Here is a 20,505-nt window from a genome sequence, read left to right as displayed (position 1 = left end):
CCATAACAAATCTTTTGGTCAATTGATTAAAATCATTTGCAAACTCGCTATGTCCTTTTACTTTTAAAAAATTTACAAAAACATAAAACATAAAACTAGGTAACATAGGTTACCCAAGAACAATAAAAACAGGTCTACATTTGCCACGTTAAATAAATAATTTTATGAAAAACAATTTAAAAATAACAACGCTTCTCTTTTTAGGCCTTGTTTCTTTAATAAATGCCCAAGAGATTATTCACATCTCAAAAGCTGAAGTTTTAGTTAGAGTTTACCAGGAAAACCAAAGCTTAAAAATATCAAAAGAAGACTACAATGAGGCAAGAGCTGATTTCCGACAAACCAATGCTATTTTTTTACCAAATATTGCAGTTTCACATACTGGTATTTCTACAACAAATCCCTTAATGGCTTTTGGATCCAAATTAAATCAAAGCATACTCACAGCAGCAGATTTTAATCCAGATTTATTAAATAATCCTGATCAGACTCAAAATTTTGCTACCCGAATAGAAGTGAAACAGCCGCTTATCAATATGGATGGTTTTTATCAGCGCAAAGCTGCTAAAAACAAAATGGATGCCATGACTTTACAAACAGAAAGAACGAATGATTACCTCATGTTTGAAGTTGACAAAGCTTACATGCAACTGCAATTAGCCTATAAAGCTTTGGAAGTGATAGAAAAAGCACTACAAGCGGCAGAATCAAATAAATCATTAGCTGATAATAGCTTTAAACAAGGGTATTTACAACGGGCTGATGTATTGGCTGTTGAAGTAAGAGTTACTGAAGTAAAAAATCAGTTGCAAATAGCAAAAAGCAATGTTGAAAATGCTTCAAATTATTTATCCTTTCTTATGAATGATTCCAGCAATGCCTTGCTACATCCATCAGACAGCTTAAGTATAAACCATTTTGATTTAGTAGTAGCCACACAAATTTCAACAGAACGTTCTGATATTAAAGCCATGCAATTAGCTTCAAATGCTTATGAAACCATGAGCAAAGCTGATAGAATGACCTTTCTTCCCACATTAAACGCTTTTGGAAGTTATGAGTTGTATGATGACCAAGTTTTTCAAGGTGATGCCAGCGGTTATTTGTTTGGTGCCCAATTAAGCTGGACTCTTTTAGATGGCACCAAGCGTTTTGGAAAAGCTCAAAAAAGTAGAGCTGCCTTTGAAAAATCAAAACTTCAATATGAACAATATGTATCACAAAGTCAGTTGGAATTAAATAAAGCCAAACGCCTATTTATTGATGCGGAAAACAAATTAAAACTTTCAAAACTTGCTATGGAGCAATCTCAAGAATCGTTGAGAATAAGAACCAATCGTTTTGAAGAAGGATTAGAAAAAACATCAGACTTATTAATGGCAGAAACACAATTTGCGCAAAAACAATTAGAATATTACCAAACCATTTTTGAATATAATTATGCGCAAGCATACCTTCAATTTTTAACTAAAGCTTAATAAACAACTATGAAAACAAAATATATAATACCTCTTTTAGCAATATCATTCATAACTTTTAGTTGTGGTAATGATGAGAACAAAACCATTACTGATAAAGCCTCTATTTCTGTAAAAGTAAAAGCCGTAAATGACAATAGCAAGAGTTCATTTATAACAACGAGCGGGACTATACAAGCCGTTAAAAGTGCCAATTTAAGCACACGCATGATGGGTTATGTTACTAATACCCCTGTAAATGTTGGTGATAAAGTAAAACAAGGCCAGTTACTTGTTGTTATTAATAATTCAGATTTACAGGCAAAATTATCTCAAGTTAATGCCAGCATCAATGAAGCGAATGCAGCCTTTACCAATGCAGAAAAAGATTATAATAGATATAAAAATCTATTTGCAGAAAACAGTGCTTCTCAAAAAGAATTTGATGATATGACGGCTCATTATAATATGGCTAAAGCCAGATTAGAAGGCGCTAAACAAATGAAAAATGAAGTAGATGCACAGTTTACTTATGCTAATATTAGAGCACCATTTGATGGTGTTGTTACAGGAAGATTTGTTAAAAATGGCGATATGGCAAACCCGGGAATGCCTTTAATTGCCTTAGAAGCTCCAGGGAATTTTGAAGTCATAGCGATGGTTCCTGAAAGTAATATCTCAGAAATCATATCTGGGAGTGAAGTTAATGTTCTGGTAAAATCAATTAACAAGACAGTAAAAGGAAAAGTCACTGAAGTAAGCTCTTCTGCTAAAAACACTGGCGGTCAATTCTTGGTAAAAGTTGCCTTAGAAAAAACGGATGCTTCTATTTTGTCAGGCATGTTTGTTACTGCTCAATTTTCACAAGAAACACAAGAAAAAACCAATGCGGTTTTAATTCCAGTAGAGGCGCTTGTTACAAAAGGCCAGCTTTCTGGCGTTTATACCGTTAGTGAAAGCAACACCGCCTTATTGCGCTGGTTGCGCTTAGGAAGAACATTTGGTGATCAAATAGAAGTTTTATCAGGCTTAAATGCCAATGAATCCTATATTATTTCAGCTGACGGAAAATTATACAATGGTGTTAAGGTAACCATCCAATAGTCAGCTAGAACAGAAAAACAACTTTAAACTTATAAAATTTAAAGAAAAAAATTATGCAAGAAGGAATTTCAGGTAAAATTGCCCATTTTTTCATCAACTCAAAACTGACCATTTTATTGATGATAGGTTTGATGATTATTGGAATATATAGTTCATTTCTAATCCCAAGAGAAGAAGAACCACAAATAATTGTACCAATGGCCGACGTTATGGTTGGTTATCCCGGTGCCAACCCTACCGAAGTAGAAAACAGGGTTATAAAACCTTTAGAGAAAATTATTTCAAATATTAAAGGTGTTGAGCACGTACACAGTATGGCAATGAATGGTCAGGCCGTGATGGTGGTTCAATTTTATGTAGGTGAAGATACAGAACGTTCCTATGTAAAATTATATGACGAGCTGATGAAGCATGAAAACATGTTTCCTCAAGGTGTTTATAAACCCGTGGTTAAAACACGTGCTATTGATGATGTTCCTATGTTAGGCTTAACACTTTGGAGCGAAAACTATAATGATTTTCAATTAAGAGAAATCGCTGAAGAAGTCACCTCTGAAATTGAAAAAGTTAAAGATGTATCCATCACCACTGTCATTGGTGGCAGAAACAGGGAGTTAAAAGTCATCCTTGATAAGGATAAGATGGCTGGAAACGGTGTAGATGCCTTAGGCATTATGCAAATGATTCAAGCCAATAATAGTAGTTCGCAATCAGGGAGTTTTATAAATAATGATACTGAATATTTAATTACTACTGGTCGATTTTTAGAATCCGCTGAAGATGTTGAAAATTTAGTGATTGGCATCAATAAAAATATGCCGGTTTATTTAAAACAAGTAGCCACTATTCAAGATGGACCATCATCACCAAAATCCTATGTGTCTTTTGGTTTTGGTCAAGCGAATGACGATTTTAAAGAATATAATTCTGAATATCCTGCTGTCACTATATCGGTTTCAAAAGTAAAAGGAGCGGATGCCATGAAGGTCTCTGAAAAAATATTAAAGCATATAGATAAATTAAAATCAAACTTAATTCCTTCTGATGTACATATTGACGTTACCAGAAATTATGGTGAAACGGCCTCAGATAAAGTAGGTGAATTATTATTGCATTTAGGAGTAGCCATATTAGCTGTTACCATTTTGGTAATGCTTGCCATGGGATGGAGAGGCGGTTTAGTGGTTTTCTTTTCGGTGCCTTTAACCTTTGCCTTAACCTTGTTTGCATATTATATGCTGGGTTACACATTAAACAGGATCACACTATTTGCTTTAGTATTTGTAGTGGGTATTGTGGTTGATGATAGTATAATCATAGCCGAAAATATGCACAGGCATTTTAAAATGAAACGATTACCATTTAAACAAGCTGCTATTTACGCTATCAATGAAGTGGGTAATCCAACCATATTAGCAACTTTTACGGTAATAGCGGCTATTCTGCCTATGGCCTTTGTATCTGGTATGATGGGGCCTTATATGAGTCCTATGCCCATTGGAGCGTCTATCGCAATGATCTTATCTTTGTTTGTTGCCTTAACTGTAACCCCATATTTAGGGTATCATTTATTACAGGAAAAAGAGGAGCAAGCACACAAAGAAGAAGGCGGTTTAGAAACAACCCCCATTTATAAAGTCTATAAAAAAATAGAACAGCCTTTCCTAGATAATTCTACTAAACGTAATGTCATGTTTGGCATTACCATTCTATTACTTTTAGGATCAATGATGCTGTTTTTCACAAAGTCAGTAGCAGTAAAAATGTTGCCTTTTGACAATAAGAATGAATTTCAGATAGTCATTGACATGCCTGAAGGCAGCACTTTAGAAAGAACGGCAGTTGTTACTCAAGAAATTGCGCAATACTTAACCACTATTCCAGAGGTTGTAGATTACCAGAATTATATTGGCGCGTCATCTCCCATTACATTTAATGGTTTAGTGAGGCATTATGATTTACGCGGTGGTAGTAATATGGCTGACATTCAAGTAAATCTTGTACACAAAGAGCATAGAGATTTACAAAGTCATGACATTGCAAAAATTGTGCGCCCAAACATTCAAAAAATTGCCAAAAAATATAATGCCAATGTAAAAATTGTTGAAGTACCACCAGGACCACCAGTACTTTCAACCTTAGTTGCTGAGATATACGGACCAAATTATGAGGACCAAATTAAAGTAGCTAAACAGGTTAAAGACATCTTAGAGAATACAGTTGATGTGGTTGATGCCGACTGGATGGTTGAGGCAAATCAAACTGAATATCGTTTAGAAGTAGATAAAGAAAAAGCGATGCTTAATGGCATTGCACCGCAGCAAGTAGTAGGTAATTTGACTTATTTACTCAGAGAATATCCCATTTCCAATTTGTATGATGAAACCTCAAATGACAATGTTAGTATTGTACTTTCTTTAGATGACAAGGATAAAACATCACTACAAGATATTCAAAATCTTAAAATTAAAGGACAAAATGGAAATGTCGTTTCTGTAAGTGATTTAATTTCCATAAAAAAAGGAACTCTTGAAAATACTATATATAGAAAAGACCAAAAACGCGTTGTTTATGTTTTAGCTGATATGGCCGGGGTCCTAGAAAGTCCGGTATATGCGATTTTAGGAATGAACGAAAAACTTCAAAAAATAGAGCTTCCCAAAGGATATAAAATCAATGAATTGTATATGGAAGCTCCTACCGAAGAAACCGATTTTACTGTTAAATGGGATGGCGAATGGCAAATTACTTTAGAAGTATTCCGTGACTTAGGTGCTGCCTTTTTAATAGTTATTGTGATTATTTACATGCTCATTGTTGGTTGGTTTCAAAACTTTAAAACCCCTTTGGTAATGATGGTTGCCATTCCATTATCATTAGTGGGTATTGTTCTTGGACACTGGATTTTAGGTGCTTTCTTTACGGCAACCTCCTTTATTGGAATGATTGCCTTAGCAGGTGTTATGGTAAGAAACTCTGTTTTGTTAATTGACTTTATTGAGATTAGATTAAACGATGGTATCCCAATAAAACAAGCCATTATTGATGCTGGTGCTGTGAGGACAACTCCTATTTTATTAACTACAGGAGCTGTTGTAATTGGGGCATCCATCATTTTATTTGATCCTATTTTTCAAGGGCTAGCCATTTCATTAGTTGCAGGAGCCATTGTTTCTACTTTGCTTACGTTAATTGTTGTGCCTTTAATTTATTATATCACAGAACGTAAAAAATGGGAAATAAAAGAACCTATAGATGAAAAAGAATAAGAATTAAATACATCATAACATGAAATTAGTTATTATTACAGCCATTAAGCAATTTGAAAAAGACATTAAATTGCAATTAAAAAAAGCGGAGGTTAGAACTTTTTCTTTTAAAGAAGTTACGGGATACAGAGATAGTACTGAAGATGCCATAGAATCTAATTGGTTTTCCAGTGAAATGAATCAAACAGAATCTATTGTGTTTTACGCTTTTGTAAAAAAAGAAAATGTGGATATGTTGTTTAAATTAATAAATGATTTCAACGATAAACAAAAAACCATGTCACATATACATTTAGCCGTTATAAACATTGAAAAATCAAACTAATAAATATACATATGAAAAACAGAATTGTTAGAGGCGTTGCCGGAACATTTATATTAGCAAGCTTATTATTGGCTATTTATGTTAATATAAATTGGCTGTGGTTTACTGCTTTTGTAGGAGCTAATTTATTACAGTCCTCCTTAACCAAATGGTGTTTAATGGAAACTATACTAGAAAAATTAGGTGTAAAAAATTAATTGTAAAACATTAAAATACCTATAATTTACGGATACCAAATTTTTTTAAAACAAATTAAAAAAGCACTCTCTATTTTGAGAGTGCTTTTTATTAATTATACTTTATAAATTGATGTGTAATGATTAGTTTAATTCAAACATCTCTACTACATTTTCTCCATTTGATTTTTTGAAACCTCTGAACATGCCGTCAGAATTAAAATCCCAATACACATCTCCATTTTTATCCAATAAAATCATACCTCCTTCACCTCCAAGTTTACCAATTTGGTTAAATAATACTTCATGTAAGGCCTCCTTTGGATTTAAACCTTTATACTGGATCAAATTTGAAACTTCATGAGCTGCCACAGTCTTCATAAAATATTCACCCGTCCCTGTTGCAGAAATTCCACAGGTTAGGTTATTGGCATAATTTCCAGCTCCTATAATTGGTGAATCGCCAATGCGGCCATATTTTTTATTGGTCATGCCTCCGGTAGAAGTACCTGCTGCAATATTCCCTTTTTTATCAATAGCTACGGCGCCTACAGTACCATATTTATGATCATCCATAAGACCCTCATTTTCTAATAATGATGAATGATCTAAAAGCATTTGATCCTTTCCTTGTACTTTTCGCAATTGATTGAGTCTTTTTTCAGTGAAAAAATATGTGCTATCAACCATTTCTAAACCATATTGGCCCATTAATATTTCGGCTCCCTTTCCTGAAAGCAAAACGTGTTTGGTGCTATCCATTACCAGGCGCGCTGCTAAAATGGGATTTTTTACATGGTTTATTCCAGCAACTGCACCACAATTTAAATTACTTCCATCCATAATAGAAGCATCCATTTCTTGGTTACCTTCACTATTATAAACGGCTCCCTTTCCAGCATTAAATAACGGTGAATCTTCCATCACATTAATAGCTGCTTGTATAGCATCTAATGATATACCACCTTTTTCTAAAACAGCATAACCGGCGTCAAGTGCTTCTTGTAATTTTTTAGAATAAGCTTCCTGTTGTTCAGTATTATGATTTTCTCGTGTAACACCGCCAGCACCACCATGAATAACAATTGCAAAGGAATTAGGCTCTCTTTGAATTGGAGATTCAGATTTCAAGTGCTTTTTTTCGCAAGCCACTAATGTTAGCGCTGCCATTAAAATCAAACTTAATTTTTTCATATTATCCATTTTATTAATTTTTTTTATCTATACGGTTTACATAAATTTTGAGAAAAATATGGCATTCATTAACAATTTATTAGTACCATACCAAAAAGCTCTAAAATTGGTGTTATCTGTAAACACTACCACTTTTCCTTTACCAAGACTTTTCACTTGAAAGGGCACAGAATTTTTCAAAATATTTAAATTTGGTTTTGATATATAACCACTTAATAATGGGCTTTGGCTATATTTTATAGGGTTATTATAACTTGAACTATCTGCCTTAATAAAAATAGTAGTTTTTCTAAACATGGCTAAATTGTCATTTTTATAACCAAAATTTATTGGATGTGAACGATCTAATTTTGTGTCAAAAATAGCCCCTGCAATAACCTGAGCTTCTTCAAAATCTTCTTTCTGTTCAAAAGAAATGTTTTTAGCATCTACTTTAGACGTTTCAAATTCCAAATCAATAAACTTATTAGTTGAAAGCCATTTAACCGCATTTTTATAGCCTATAATGGTCCCTCCTTGTTTCACCCAATCCATTAATTCATTAATGGTAGCTTCATCAAGTTTTACTTTAGTACTAGGCACAATGATGGAAGTATATTCTGAAAGATCAACAGTTTTTAAATACTCAAGGTCCAACTTAGTAATATTCATTTCATAACGCTGGTCAAATAAATGCCAAATTTCCCCACTATCATAAGAGGTAATACCATTACCAACCAACATGGCTACTTTTTGCTTTTCAATCGTTTTAAAATAAGAACTTCCCAAATCAATCCCTAAAGTAAGTCCAGAATTGACCCCTGTTATTTTAACATGACTGGTTTGAGCAATATCATTGATCATGTCATATAATTCAGATTCATCAAAATTTTGATTTTGCACCGGTATCAAAATAGTTCCATAATCAAATTGTTGACCGTCCAATGAAAATGGCTGTAAGCCCAATTTTACCCGAATATCTTTTTGCAATATTTTATTTAAAGCTTTAGGTGTGTAATATTCATGCCATTCCATTAAGTAGGCATATTTACTTTTAGCAGTAACTTCTCCCTTTTTAACTTCAACATTTTGAACTGCATCCCCGATATTTTGAGTGGTCTTTAGTTCTGCATAATCTAAATTAAAAGCCAGCGGAAATGTCCAGGCAGAGATATCATAAAACAAACTATCTGAAAAAATAGTTCGTTTTTCAAACATTGCTTTAATGATGGTACTTTTTGTTTGATTTGTAGAGATTATATAACTGGTTTCCTTTTTAAAATGTTTCCCATCAGCTGTTAAATCGTTATTTAGCCTATTCAAATTTATTTTATGTCTCTGTAATATTTCGGCTAAATGATTGGTTTTTGCCACATCCTTATCATCACCAAAAACAATCGCTTTTACAGTATTTTTTTCGTTTTCATTATGTTCATTAACATAAAAATCCTTTTGGTATTTCAACAACTTTCCGCGCATTTCCTGGGCCGCTTTAAGAGTAGATAAAGCGGTTGTGAATTGATTTCGAATCGTAAAAGGAAAAGTTAGAAGTCCATTATCTGTTTCTTGCGCATGACCACGTGAGCTGGCTTGTTCAAAAAGAATACCAATACCTCCATTAATATCTGGAAAAGTAGATCCTTTCCCATAGTAATAATCGTCATATCTTTCTTCAGTAAAATATAAGGAACCAATATTATCAAGTGCTTTTGCATGATAATTACCAATTTCCTTTGTTAGCTCCTGGTTTAATTTTGGTGTTAAAGGATGTACTCTTGATTGAACTCCAGGTTGAAAAAAGAAGGTTGAATTGGTTCCCATTTCATGATGATCAGTCAAAATATTAGGCATCCAATTGTTATACGTTACAATACGTGCTCTTGATTCCGGCAGTTGCACAGGCAACCAGTCACGGTTCATATCGAACCAATAATGATTAGTCCTTCCACCTGGCCAAACTTCATGAAACTCTCTATCATTGGGATCCGTATTTAAAGAATTACTTTTGTTGGTATTTGCCCAATATGCAAAACGCTGTAAACCATCTGGATTAAATGATGGATCTAATAAAATTATCGTATTCTTTAAGAGTTCTTCAATTTCCTCTCCTTCAGCTGCCGCTAAATAATAGGCTAATATTAAACTTGAATTTGAACCACTAGGTTCATTCCCATGTATTGAAAACCCCTGATAAACAACTAATGGCATTGCGTCTGTATTTAATTGATTACTTTGCTTATAATCAATTAACTTAAGATGTTGAGTCCTTATAGCATCTACATTTTTATGGTTTTCCGGTGAGGTTATGGTCAGTAATAGCATAGGCCTACCTTCAAAGGTTTTGCCTCTGTCTTCAATAGTTATTCTATTTGAAACTGTACCTAACAGCTTCATATATTCTACCAGTTTGTCATGTGTCACATGCCATTCTCCCAATTCAAATCCTAAGACACTTTGAGGTGTTGGAATATCTTGATTGTAAGTCACATTTTTTGGTAAAAAATAAGATAAATCAACTAGGGTTTGTGCTTGTAAAAAATTGCTGAAAACTATAAAAATAAAGAGGTGTAAATGCTTCATGTGTTTTTAATTTATTGCTTATAAAGTTATCGATAAAAAACATTTTATTTACTAAAAGTAAATTGTATTCTACTCTGTTTGTTTATAAATATTGATTCTAAATGTTAATTATTGACTCAAATAAAAGATTTAAAATATTTTGACTTCTAAAATTAAAAAAGGCAGCTTAAAAAATACTTTTAAGCTGCCTTTTATCTAATTATTTAAACTTATTGATTTACTGGTGTTTTTACAAAAAGGTCAGGTATTGGACTCGGTGCATTTGAGTTTCCATTAATTTCATCTTGAGCTATTAAAAAGCGCTCTGGGTAAGTACTTCCAAAATTGATTGGAATAGGTAAAGAGATGTCGTTATCCGTTTTTCTTATACGTCTTACATCATCAAAAGGAATCAATGTACCAAACATAGACACATACTTTTCTTCTATGATTTCTCTTAATAATGCCTTATCAGAAGTTTTACCATCTAAATTCTCCATACCACCAGAATCAAAATCTGCTGACACATAAGGGGCATATAATTTTGTTAACCCAGGATCGCCTGCAAAAGCACTAGCTGAACTTAAGTATGCTCTCAGAGCATTTAATCGTGTTAATCCTTCATTAAAACTTACAGATCGTGCACCTGCTTCTGCTAAGATCAATAAATTTTCTTCATAAGTGACCATTGGCATAGTGGCCTTTTGTGCACTCAATCTATTAGCATTAATTCCAGACTGATCTAAAAACAAATAATCACGTCTTCTGCTCTCATCAGTTTTTGCATTATTTCGAGAAGAGGCGTTTGCAGGATTTAACAAATCTTGAAGGAATGAACCAGTAGATGTTAAATCTCCAGCACGACTACCGGTTAAAATAAGAAAGTATAAACTACTGTTCTCATTGGTAGTCCCATAACCAGAAAACGCTTTCGCATACCTTAAAGAGTTAGCCTCTGAACTGATGCCAGCTTGTGCTGCGGTATAAGCTTCACCGTATTGTCTTGTCATTAAAAAATACCTTGCTTTTAAGGTGTTTGCCACTTGAATCCAAGAAGTTGGATTCCCGCCCAAAAGAATGTCATCAGTAAGTCTTCTACTTGCTGGGACAGCACTTAACTGCGTAATGGCATCATTTAGTAACGTTTGAGCAGCTTGATAAATGGATGCTTGCGAATCAAATGCAGCATCTTCATTGGAACCTACGTCTGAATAAGGAATATCACCAAACATAGAGGTCATACTACCAATGCCATGAGCTTCAAGAACGTTAGCGATTCCTTTCACTAAATTATCTTCAGAATTCTCCTGAATGATGTTGTTTTGTGTCATGATACCATGATACATAAAACCCCATTCGCTGTTTGTTTCTTCAGGAGAAATATTATAATCATTAATTCTGGCATAAAGATTCGCTATACCTTTCATTTGTCCGGTCCAAAACTGAGATATTCGCATTAAATGTCCGGACTGAATTTGTACATCAGCCAATTCCATTCCCTTAAGTAATAGTTCCGCAGGAACATCTACGGCCACGTTGGGATCTTCGTTAATATCTAAATATTGATCACAACTTATAAAAGCTAATATAGCTGTGATACAAATAAATTTTCTTATATATTTTTTCATTGTAAGCATTTTTTAATAATTTATATTAATTCCAAAAACCACAGATCTTGAACTTGGGTTTGTAAAATAATCAACGCCTTTAGCAAGTCCACTGCCAAACTGACTAACATCTGGATCAATACCTTTAATTTTAGACCAAAGCGCTAGATTTCTTCCAGTAACTGATATTGAAATAGATTCTAAACCAGCTTTTTGAACCCAACTAGAATCTAAACTGTACGCTAAGCTTAGTTCTCTCAATCGCGTCCAACTTGCATCTGTAACGGCAAATTCATTGATTACAGAGCCACCAAAACCACCACCTAAGCTGGTATACCAACTTTCATCCATTAAAACAGGACCTGCTCCAAAATCTCTTAAATTACCCCTTACTAAAGTTCCAGCAGGAATTGTAGCACCTGCATAATTTACAACATCTTGAGTTGGAGTTACTTCATTACCAGTAATAGCATGTGTTCCAAAGCCTTGTAATACGAATCTTGTACGTTCTGCCATATCATTGCCTTGAGACGTTTCAAACAATACATTCAATGAAAATCCTTTATAATTAGCGCGCAAACCGGCTGCACCTCGCCAGTCTGGATTAGGATCACCAAGTACTTTATCTCCAGAGGTGTCTAACTGTGGGAATCCATTAGCATCTAAGTCAAAAGAGCCATCTGGATTATGCAAAGCAGCACTGCCTAATAATACTGAAACTGGTTGTCCTACCATAGCACTAGGTTTTACTGAAGAAGCTCCATTAGAAAAATCGACAGATGTGACACCACCTAAATCTGTAACCTCATTTTTGTTTGTTGACATATTACCGTAAATACTCAACGACAAATCATTCTTTTTGAAGAAATTATAGTCAAATTCAAATTCAAGACCTTTATTTTCTAAAGAGGCTATGTTACCAAGTAAAGTAGCGTAGCCAGAGGATGGGTTTAAATCTACTGGTAATAACATATCTGTCGTTTCATTGAAGTAATACGTTCCAGATAATTTTAATTTATTCTTAAAAAACCTAAAATCTAAACCTACTTCATACTCCTTTTTCTTTTCAAATTCTAAGTAAGGGTTTCCTTGATTGTTATCAATTCTATAACCACCATTAAAAGCAGTAAGAGAAATACCATCAGAATAACTTGTATAAGAAGCCGTTTCATAACCTGTTTCCCATCCATGCGGGTCTGGTGCCAAACCAACTTCACCGTAGGCTAATCTTAGTTTAGCAAACGACAATGAGCTGTCTGTACTTAAATCAAGTAATTGACTCCAGTTAAAACCTAATTCGGCACTAGGGTATACAATTGATTTCGCACTTGACGAAGCATCTTCATAAGTTACACCTAAATTTAGGTTTAAAAAGTCTTTATATTCAAAATTTGACTGTCCATAAAAACGCACGTTACGTACGCGTCTATTACGCTCTAACTCATCAACATTAGAAGCAATAGAAGGGTTTTGAAGTCTACTGTTATATAAGAAATCTAGAGCTTCAACATAAATTTGTTTACGCTTTCTATCATTCATGGCACCACCCAAAGTGAAATTTGCTTTTAAATCATCCGTCAAATTAAAATTTAATAATGAGATAAATTCTCCAGTATACTCTGTATTGTTATAAATTTCATTTTGATATCGACCATTGTTTGCACTATCACCTGAGAACATTGGGAAGAAATAGGTTCTATCATCATTGTATGTATCAAGACCCGATCTCACCACAAAGTTTAACCATGGTGTTGCGTTAATGTTAAATTCCATTGAACCGAAAACTCTGTCAACTTTAGTGTCGCTAGTTTGTTCATATACGGTCCATAATGGGTTATTATAAGTTGGATTTGCAGTATTTGCCAAATACCTTCTATAACTTCTATGTCTTAATGGTGTTGGATTTCCACTCGCATCATAATACGTTCCAATATAATCACTAATATCAAAATCAGGTGGGTTTCTTAATAATCCTAAATAAATACCTGCTGTATTTGATCCTTGCTGAATTCTATTAGATTTACTGTTAGTGTATGCCACTTTGGCGGAAGAAGATAACCAGTTATTATATTTAGTTGTATTTCCAAAAGTAAACGTATTTTTAACATAATTACTGTTTACCATGATTCCCTTTTGATTTAAATGCGAGGCACTAAAATAAAAGGTTGATTTTTCAGTTCCACCCGAAATATTTAATTTTAAATCTTCGGCCATCCCATCTTGGAATACCTGATCAAAATTGCTATTGGTAAAAACTTCCTGAGAATTTTTTCCACCACTTGCATAGGGATAGTACCTTGTGCCATTTGCGGCTTCAAAATATTGCCCTGTAGTATTAAAAACATCATCGGCACCAGATCTATCAGAAATCTTATCTCCCCAAGAATTTGCATTTGTAGCGCTGTAGTTACCGCCTGATCCTTGACCAAATTTAGTTTGCAACGGGTGCTTAACATTAATTTGATCTACAGAAATAGTAGAATTTAGTGATACTCTTAATTTTCCTGCTTTTCCTCGTTTAGTCGTGATAACAATAACACCGCCTAAGGCACTTGAACCATATAATGCTCCAGCCGAGGCTCCCTTAAATACTTGAATAGTTTCAATATCATCCGGGTTGATATCATTTAACCTAGACTGTTGAGAAATACCGCCATCTGCATCACTGGCAAAACCCTCTAAATTACTATTGTTTAAAGGAATACCGTCAACAACAATTAAAGGTGAGCTTCCGTTAATGGAACTTACCCCTCTAATTTGAATGATGGAACCAGCTCCAGGATCTGCACTTGATCCCGTAATTGTTAAACCAGAAGCTTTACCTGCCAAGCTATTAATAAGCGTTGGTTCTTTGGATCTTAATGCATCATCAGCTCCAATAACAGAATAGGTTGAAGCGACTGCATCTCGTTTTTCTTTAAAACCTAAAACGTTTACTACAACTTCATCTAAGCTTTCTGCATCTTCTTCAAGAGAAACACTAATAGTGGTTTGATTTCCAACCGTGATCTCAACGCTTTTAAATCCAATGTAACTTATAAGAAGTACGTCAGAATTTTCCTGAACGTTTAAACTATAGTTACCATCAAAATCTGTGGAAGTCCCATTTGAGGTTCCTTTCACAATTACTGAAGCGCCAGCTAAGGGCACTCCACTTTTATCACTTACCGTTCCTGATACTGTCTTTTGTGCATATATAAAAGCACTAGAAAGTAACAAGATAAGCATAGAAAAAAATGATTTTTTGTTCATACTTGTTTGAATTAGTTAATTAATTGATTTATTTGATTGTGTTAAAATTTTCATCATCTGTAAGGCAGAAACCCTACCTACCATTTGAATATCTTCTTTTGATGTTGCATCACCTATTTCATAAGTAATACCAACGGCATTATGCCCATATAAAAACCAACCTTTTGAGACTGGTTTATCACTATTGGCTGAATCTTCATTGACTTTGTAACCTGGAATATTATCCTCTATACCTTTAAACCATTCCGATATAAAATTTGGAAGCGTTGTACCATCTCGTTTATCATTGGTATAAAAAACATCGTGAAATGTAGAATGGAAATCTAAGCCTAAAATAAGTTTTGATTTATTTTTATTTAAGGCTTTATTTATATAACTCACTGTTTGCTTAATTTCTGGTTGGTTATAAACAGACCAGTCCCGATTCAAATCTATTCCACCTGCATTATGCCTCCAATGCCCTGAATCCACACCATCGGGATTCATTAATGGAAAGGCAACAACATGGTATTTACTTAAAAATTCATCAGATAGTTCTGAGTTTTCTAAAATGGTTTTCACAAAATTTTGAAAGGCATAATAGCCTGTAACTTCAGGCGGATGCTGTCTTGTTAATAAAACAATAACATCCTTATTTTTGACAGCGCCTTTACTTATGTTTAAAACCTTTAGGTTTTTTCCTAAACGAGATTTTCCAAAAGTAGTATAGCTAACTATAGATTCTTTACCTTTTATTAGATTTGTTACCCAGTTATTTACATCGTTGGAAGTCTGTATTTCTTGAGCTGCAATAATAATAGGTTTTGAATCCAGTTGAACCTTAACCGTTACAATAGAATCATTTTTAAATACTTGAGAAGAATCTATTATGGCCCATTTGTCATTAATTTTCAATTTAGGCAGATATCTGTGCTTATAGCCTTTAGGATAATTAAACAAAAAATAAAAAGGTTTTGATTCGTTAGACCATGCTTTAAAGGCATAATAGGCACTATTATTTATGGGTTCATTTTCAGGATAAATAGATACTTGAGCTGTGCTGTCATTTAACTTATTAAAATCATTTAAACGTGCGCCATCAAATTCATTACTTACATATACCCCTATATCTTTCAACTCAAAAGTTTGCTTTGCTTGTACCAAGATTGCCTTATCAGTTGTATCAACAGGTGTTTTAAAAGTGACATATTCATGACTTTTACAACCAAATAAGGCGAATAAACAAACCGATACGACTGAATAAAACAAATAATCGTGTAAAGCTAATTTCATAAAATTTTGTTAAATAATATAAATCTAAATGAAAACTAAGATAAGTTAGGCATACCAATTATTAAAAAAAGCACATACCAATTATAATTAACTGTATCTCTATTAATTATCCAAAATACCCAGATGAATGATTCTTCCGCCAGACATATTAGCAGGGTTTGTGCTTTTACCAATGACAATGCCATCTTCAGGAGCAAAATATTCTTTTAATACTTGCCCAAAAGCATTTTTTACGACGGCCATTTTATCTCCCTTTTTAAGGAGCTGATTGAGCTCTACTAAAACCTCTAAAAATCCGCCTTCCTCCATATAAATCCAATACGATTTTTTACAATACGTTGTTGAATATTTTGATTTTTCAATGGTCCCAGTATACATATTAAGATATACCAATGAATTATAAACACCCTGCAAACCTCTGCTTACTATGTCTTTTTGATACACCTGTGGATTACCATATTCTACAGTAATACCTAGATTACCTTTTAAACCAGTTTCAGCCCTCATGGTTCTTGAGGATGTTGATGTATTTCCAAAGGAAGGTGTTCCTTTGCTGTTTAAAATAATATCTGCCCCTTGCAATCTTGCTAAGGTAACAATGGTATCATTCGAAACATCAGCTCTGGCATACATGGTATTGGTTCTGCCAAAACTTGCCGTATGCATATCTATTTGAAAATCAAATACCGGTAAAACACGTTCACTTATTTTATAAGCGTATTGTTCGCTTCTGTTTCCAGTTTCTTTACCAGGAAAATTTCTATTCAAATCTTCATCATCACTAAATCTTCGTTGATCCAGTTCAACCGAAACGGCATTAAGACCTGGTATGGCCACAATTCGCCCTTTTAATAATTTAACGTCAATTGTTTCAACCAACTCATGAATAATTGCAATTCCATTTAATTCATTTCCATGAATTGCAGCCGTTAAACCCAGGGTTGGTCCAGAGGTAAAGCCCTGTATTACAACAACAGGAATCAAAATAGGTTTTCCAAAAGTATCTGAACCCATTTCAAGCCAATAATTGTTAATACCTGTAATTGAATTATCTATTTCATTTAAGTTAGTTAATACAGGTAGGTCATTTTGAGCGGCACTTTCGGCTGGGTTAAGTATGGTGAGAATAATTGAGATTAGTAAGGTTTTTATGGCTTTCATATTTAATTATTTTTTGCCTTTTACAGTTAAAAATTATAAAGATAATACAGGTAAAACATACATATACATGAGCATAGTTAATAAAATAACACAAAGAAAATTTAAACCTAAACCACACTTTGCCATTTCAGCGATAGTCACTCTATTACTGCCAAATATCACCGCATTTGTTCCCGTTCCCGAAGGCAGCATAAAGGAAAAAGAGCATGCAAATGTTGCTGGAATCATAAGAAGTAAGGGGTTTATTTGGCCAGCAACTGCCATAGCTGCAAGTACTGGTAAGAAAATATTTGCAGTAGCTGTATTGCTGTTTATTTCGGTAATAAAAATCATAAGTAATATAACTATCACAAGAATAATTATAACCGGATAATTACTAATAAAACTTAATTTTGAACCTAAAAAAGTGGCCAATCCAGTATGATTAAAAGAATCGGCAATAGCATATCCACCACCCACTATCATCACGACACCCCAAGGTACTTTTGATGCCGATTTCCAATCAAGAAGCATGGTTGGTTTTTTTGATGCCACCTTATTTCCAGAAGGAATAGCAAATAATAATACCGCCGAGATTATGGCTACTGTTGAATCATGCACATAGTCTGCAATTCCTAAAAGTGAAGACCAGCCAGGAATAATAAATCCATCCAGATCTATATCACGTCTAAAAATCCAACCAATAGCAGTAAATAGAAAAACAATAAACACGCGTTTTTCCATTTTTGACAGTTTACCAATAGCTATTATTTCTTCATTAATAACCTCCTTGCTACCTGCAAAATTTCCACTAATTTTGAAATATTTAATAATATATATCCAAATAATAGGAAGCAAAATGATTACAATAGGTGTTCCTAGTTTCATCCATTCCAAAAAGTCAATTTCCGGAAGATCTGGAAAGGTCTTTGCAAAAACACCTGCAAACACCATGTTTGGTGGCGTGCCTATTAAACTTCCTGTTCCACCAACACTGGCAGCATAGGCAATAGCAAGCATGAGTGCTAATCCAAATTTAGGATTTCGTTCTTTATTTTCTTCTTCTTTATCAACTATGGCAAGCGCAATAGGTAACATGAGTAAAACTACCGCCACATTGGCAATCCATAAAGAAAGGAATGCTGTAGCGATCATAAAACTTAAAATAATACGGCGTCTGCTAGTACCTAATTTACTAATTATATAAAGGGCTACTCTTTTATGCAGGCCACTCAGTTCAATTGATTTCGCTAAAAAAAATCCTCCTAATAACATTAATACGTAGTTGTGACCGTAATTCTCAGTTGTTGTACTAGCATCAAGAATCCCTAATAACGGAAACAGAGCAATGGGCACAAAAGCCGTTGCATAAATAGGTATACATTCAGAAACCCACCAAATAGCCATTAAAAGAGCAACACCAAGAGCTTTTAAAGCTTCAGGTTGCATCCCTTCAGGCACAGGACAGATCATTAAAATTAACAGAACCATAATCCCACTCCAAAATCCAATACGTTTTGATTTATTCATATGTCAGGTAAAAAATTATCAAAAAAAAGAAATCGTTTAAATCTAACTTATAAATAACTTATATTGCACATACCAATTTGTATTTTTTAAACATACCAATTTGCATTTTAACATCAATCATATCTTAATAAATAGTGGATTTAAGCTTGAATCCTTAAATGATACTATTTATTTAAATTTATATGAGGCCTTAAAAAATGCCATTTTATCTGAAACTTTAGATTCCAAAATAAAGCTACCTCCTTCAAGAGTTCTGGCAAAAGATTTAAAAATTTCAAGAAGTACTGTTTTGAAAGCTTATGATTTGTTGGTTTTAGAAAAGTATGTTACTTCCGTTAAGGGCTCTGGATATTTCATCAATTCAATCACAGACAAAAAGAACCATAAGAATTTACATATCCCAATAGAACGAGCGAAATATCCCAAATTATCAAAAAAAGGGATTGCCTTTCAAAAAAACATTCATTTAATAAATGATACGCAATCAAATAGTGAAATTGCTTTTAAACCAGGTTTACCTCCTTTAGATATTTTTCCAATTTCTCAATGGAAAAATTTATCCAATTCTTATTGGGGAGGCATTAAATCATCTGAACTCTCTTATTCAAAATCTATTGGGTTGCAAAGCCTTCGAGAGAATATAGCCAATTATTTAAAAATTTACAGAAATATAACTTGTCATGCCAGTCAAATAATCATCACAACTGGATCATTGCATTCACTTTATCTTATAGGTAACGCTTTGATTAACAAGAAAGATAAGGTTTTAATGGAGCATATAACGTATCCACATGCCTATAGATTATTTAGTAGTTTGCAAGCTAAAATTACTCAGGTAGATTTAAATAATAGTGAAACACTTATTGGAAATTTAAAAAATAACTTAGCTAAATTAATATATACCATTCCATCAAATCAGAATTTTTTGGGAAACAAATTAAGTATGTCTAAAAGAGTACAATTATTGGAATGGGCCTCTGCGAACGGGGCATTAATAATTGAAGATGATTATGAACATGAATTTAGTAACTGGAACAAGCCCATTGACTCCATTTATAGTTTAGACAAACAAGACAGAGTTATTTATTTAGGAACTTTTAATAAGCTTTTGCATCCCTCAATTAGGTTAGGCTATATGATTGTGCCCAATTACTTTCAAAATACCATTCTTAATATTATTGAACAATCCAATAGATTTGTTTCTGCCGAATTACAAAAGGTAATGAGCATGTTCATTGAAAAAGACTATTTAAATAAACACATAAGAAATGTTGTTGCTGTTGCTCAAGAACGAAAGGAACTATTCACTGAAAATTTTATTTCTAATTTCGGTGATGAAATTGTTCTGGATTCAAGCAGTACTGGATTAAACATTTTAGGTAAGTTTAAAGACCCCAATATTAATGATCAAATGGTTTCAGACTATTTAAGACAAAAGGGATTAATTACGAACCCATTAAGTAAATACTATGTTTCTACACCTGCTGAAAATGGACTTGTAATGGGATATTCCTGTGTCAATAATAAATTAATTAAGGAAAGTCTCTCTAAAATGAAAACTGAATTCAACAATTTTATTTTTAATTCATAATTACTAAAATATATTTTAGAATTAAAAAACCTCCAACCAATAGTGGTTGA

General features: G+C 33.5%; 13 protein-coding genes. 6 read left to right on the top strand and 7 right to left on the bottom strand.

All coding sequences use genetic code 11. The features are described from left to right. Positions 1 to 164 precede the first annotated feature (164 nt). From V8G56_RS08930 to V8G56_RS08910, 5 genes are read left to right on the top strand one after another with little or no spacing between them, the layout of a single operon-like run. Positions 165 to 1,478 carry a TolC family protein gene (locus tag V8G56_RS08930; protein WP_395438103.1) on the top strand — a complete coding sequence of 438 codons (1,314 nt, stop codon included), beginning with the start codon at positions 165 to 167 and terminating at the stop codon, positions 1,476 to 1,478. 9 nt (positions 1,479 to 1,487) lie between these two features. After that, complete coding sequence (locus V8G56_RS08925; RefSeq protein WP_395438102.1) at positions 1,488 to 2,561, top strand: efflux RND transporter periplasmic adaptor subunit; 1,074 nt, start codon at positions 1,488 to 1,490, stop codon at positions 2,559 to 2,561. Positions 2,562 to 2,614: 53 nt separating this feature from the next. Further along, a complete protein-coding gene (locus V8G56_RS08920; RefSeq protein ID WP_395438101.1) occupies positions 2,615 to 5,830 on the top strand; it encodes an efflux RND transporter permease subunit in 3,216 nt (1,071 codons plus the stop codon). A gap of 19 nt (positions 5,831 to 5,849) precedes the next feature. Then, complete coding sequence (locus V8G56_RS08915; RefSeq protein WP_395438100.1) at positions 5,850 to 6,155, top strand: hypothetical protein; 306 nt, start codon at positions 5,850 to 5,852, stop codon at positions 6,153 to 6,155. Between the two features lie 11 nt (positions 6,156 to 6,166). Next, complete coding sequence (locus V8G56_RS08910; RefSeq protein ID WP_395438099.1) at positions 6,167 to 6,352, top strand: YgaP family membrane protein; 186 nt, start codon at positions 6,167 to 6,169, stop codon at positions 6,350 to 6,352. Positions 6,353 to 6,475: 123 nt separating this feature from the next. On the opposite strand, the gene V8G56_RS08905 is transcribed toward V8G56_RS08910, so the two are convergent. From V8G56_RS08905 to V8G56_RS08875, 7 genes are all read right to left on the bottom strand, one after another. Next, positions 6,476 to 7,525: an isoaspartyl peptidase/L-asparaginase family protein gene (locus V8G56_RS08905; RefSeq protein WP_395438098.1), complete on the bottom strand. Its 1,050-nt coding sequence runs from the start codon at positions 7,523 to 7,525 to the stop codon at positions 6,476 to 6,478. Positions 7,526 to 7,561: 36 nt separating this feature from the next. Beyond that, positions 7,562 to 10,084 (bottom strand): M14 family zinc carboxypeptidase, encoded by a 2,523-nt coding sequence (locus tag V8G56_RS08900; protein WP_395438097.1) that lies wholly within the window; start codon positions 10,082 to 10,084, stop codon positions 7,562 to 7,564. 209 nt (positions 10,085 to 10,293) lie between these two features. Beyond that, complete coding sequence (locus V8G56_RS08895; protein WP_395438096.1) at positions 10,294 to 11,691, bottom strand: SusD/RagB family nutrient-binding outer membrane lipoprotein; 1,398 nt, start codon at positions 11,689 to 11,691, stop codon at positions 10,294 to 10,296. Positions 11,692 to 11,703: 12 nt separating this feature from the next. Further along, positions 11,704 to 14,922: a SusC/RagA family TonB-linked outer membrane protein gene (locus V8G56_RS08890; RefSeq protein WP_395438095.1), complete on the bottom strand. Its 3,219-nt coding sequence runs from the start codon at positions 14,920 to 14,922 to the stop codon at positions 11,704 to 11,706. Positions 14,923 to 14,937: 15 nt separating this feature from the next. Further along, positions 14,938 to 16,194, bottom strand: coding sequence for a M14 family metallopeptidase (locus tag V8G56_RS08885; RefSeq protein WP_395438094.1), 1,257 nt, complete (start codon positions 16,192 to 16,194; stop codon positions 14,938 to 14,940). A 102-nt stretch (positions 16,195 to 16,296) separates the two neighbouring features. Next, the gene (locus tag V8G56_RS08880; RefSeq protein WP_395438093.1) at positions 16,297 to 17,355 is read right to left on the bottom strand and encodes a succinylglutamate desuccinylase/aspartoacylase family protein; all 1,059 of its coding nucleotides are present in this window, start codon (positions 17,353 to 17,355) and stop codon (positions 16,297 to 16,299) included. A 33-nt stretch (positions 17,356 to 17,388) separates the two neighbouring features. After that, positions 17,389 to 18,864, bottom strand: coding sequence for an SLC13 family permease (locus V8G56_RS08875; RefSeq protein WP_395438092.1), 1,476 nt, complete (start codon positions 18,862 to 18,864; stop codon positions 17,389 to 17,391). Between the two features lie 100 nt (positions 18,865 to 18,964). On the opposite strand from V8G56_RS08875, the gene pdxR reads away from it, so the two are divergent. After that, complete coding sequence (gene pdxR / locus V8G56_RS08870; RefSeq protein WP_395438091.1) at positions 18,965 to 20,455, top strand: MocR-like pyridoxine biosynthesis transcription factor PdxR; 1,491 nt, start codon at positions 18,965 to 18,967, stop codon at positions 20,453 to 20,455. Positions 20,456 to 20,505: the final 50 nt, after the last annotated feature.

The organism is Gaetbulibacter aquiaggeris, from assembly GCF_044003965.1.
In the GTDB taxonomy this organism is placed as follows: domain Bacteria; phylum Bacteroidota; class Bacteroidia; order Flavobacteriales; family Flavobacteriaceae; genus Yeosuana; species Yeosuana aquiaggeris.
The sequence above is the reverse complement of the archived record's forward strand: the minus strand, read 5'-3'. Positions and strand labels throughout refer to the sequence as shown.